Genomic DNA, 2,094 nt, shown 5'->3' on the forward strand with positions numbered 1-2,094 from the left:
CCGGGTCGCGCCGCGCAGGGCGGGCCCGGGCAGGATCGTGAGCTGCACGGTCGCGACCACCCGGCCGTCGCCGGCGCGGGCGACCGCGAGGAACCGGCCGGGGTCGCGGTCCAGGGCGTCGAAGGCCTCCTCGTGGGGCGCCAGGTCCGGGTCGTCGGCGTCGGCGTCCCCGGAACCCGACAGCAGCGCGACGACCGCCGCGACGTCGGCCCGGGTGGCCCGGTCGACGACGAGCCGGTCCCCGGCCAGCACGACGTCCGCCCCCGCCGGGTGGGCGCTGGACCGGACGCCGTCGACGACCCGGTCCAGCCAGGCGCCGACGTTCTCCCGTGCCTCGTCGGTGTCGGGGTAACGGCAGCGCAGGTGCAGGCCCGCCTCGTCGAGGATGAACCACACCATCACGCCGTCGGCGTCGCCCGCCGAGCTGACGTACTGCGCGTCCAGCCCGGCGTGGTCGATGCGCACCGGCAGCCGTCGCAGGTCCAGCCAGGAGATCGCGAACATGCCGGGCGCCTCGGGCATCCCGCCCCACGGGGCCAGCACGTCGTCGAGCGGCCAGGAGCCGAGCCGCACGGCCTCGCGGACGGCGTCGGCGCAGGCCCGCGGATCCGGGTCGCGCGCGTCGATCACCGCGTTCGTGATGAACCAGCCGACCGAGCCGTGCCAGCGGTCGTCGTAGCGGCTGTGCACGGGGAACACCGCGCGCAGCGGGGCGTGCGCCAGCTCCCGGGTGGTGCGGGTCATGACCGAGGTGACCAGTGCCAGCGTCGAGACCCCGGACCCGCGGGCCCGGCGCTCGAACAGTGCGCAGTCGTCGACGCCGAGCACGTCACGCACCTCGACGCGCTCCGGGGGAGCGGGGGTGAGCTCGCCCAGCGGCAGCGGGAAGCGGGGCATCACGTCGCCGCCCGCGGCCAGGATCTCGGCCCAGCGCTGCCGGACCCCGTCGGGCGCCGGCTCCCGGCCGGCCAGGGCGGCGGTGTGCTCGGCGAAGGGGCGCACGGTGCCGGGCGGCAGCGTCCCGCCCAGGCCCTGCACGAGGTCGCGCAGGACCACCAGCAGCGACCACATGTCCACGTGGGCGTGGTCGGCGGCCACGACGAGCGTCGGCCGGTCCGCGGTGAGGATCACGCAGAGCCGGTGCGACGGCGCCGCGTAGGGGGTGCAGCGCTCGTCGAGCATCCGGCGGACGGCGTCGTCGACGGCCTGGCCGGGCGCGACCGGGTGGGTGACCCAGCGGCCGGGACGCAGGTCCACCTCGTGCAGCCGGGGGCCGTCCGGGCCGGGGGAGAACACCGTGCGCAGCGTCCCGTGCCGGCGCAGCACCGCCAGCCAGGCCCCGGCCAGCGCGTCGAGGTCCACCGCGGGCAGCCGGCAGGTGATCGCCATCCACGAGCCCGGCCGGTCCCCGCGGCCGACATGGCGGCGCTGGTCGAACGAGACCGGGACCGGGTGCCCGGTCCGGCCGACGGCGACGTCGTAGCCGAGCAGCGTCCCGTAGGGCAGGCGCAGGTGCGTCACGCTCGTCAGCCGCATGGCCATAACCTAGGCCGACGAAGATCGGGAGGCGTAGCGCATGGCCACGTTCGGGATCGCCGGGGCGACACTGGACTTCGACGTCCGCGACACCTCCGGCGGTCCGGCGGTGGTGGCGCTGCACGGCCTCACCTCCAGCCGTCGCCGTGAGGCCCTGATGCGGCTCGACATCGCCTCCCGGGTCGAGGGCGTCCGGCTGCTGCGCTACGACGCGCGCGGCCACGGCCGCTCCGGTGGTACCACCGATCCCGCGGACTACCGGTGGCCCGCGCTGGCCCGGGACCTGCTGGGGCTGCTCGACCACGTCGTGCCGGGGGAGCGGGTGCACGGGGTCGGGCCGTCGATGGGCGCCGGGACGCTGCTGCACGCCGCGCTGGCCGACCCGGCCCGGTTCGCCAGCCTCACCCTGATGCTGCCGCCGACCGCCTGGGGAACCCGCCGCGCTCGGTCCCGCGACTACGAGCGGTCCGCGTCGGCCGTGGAGGCCGACGGTGTCGCGGCGCTCGACGCCGGTGCCGACGACGCGGACCTGCCCCCGGCCGCCCGGGGCCGCCCGCG

Annotated in this window: 1 protein-coding gene and 1 pseudogene; one reads left to right on the forward strand and one right to left on the reverse strand. The window is 77.2% G+C overall.

The genetic code is table 11. The features are described 5' to 3' along the window. Nucleotides 1-1,536: pseudogene (locus tag GTW08_RS02725) on the reverse strand (hypothetical protein); the annotation flags it as partial. A 40-nt stretch (nucleotides 1,537-1,576) separates the two neighbouring features. Here GTW08_RS02725 and GTW08_RS02730 point away from each other — a divergent pair. Beyond that, on the forward strand, nucleotides 1,577-2,094 hold a 518-nt coding region (locus tag GTW08_RS02730; protein WP_161151347.1), incomplete at its 3' end, for an alpha/beta fold hydrolase.

Origin of the sequence: Pseudonocardia sp. SID8383, from assembly GCF_009864975.1 — a bacterium.
Classification (GTDB): Bacteria; Actinomycetota; Actinomycetes; order Mycobacteriales; family Pseudonocardiaceae; genus Pseudonocardia; species Pseudonocardia alni.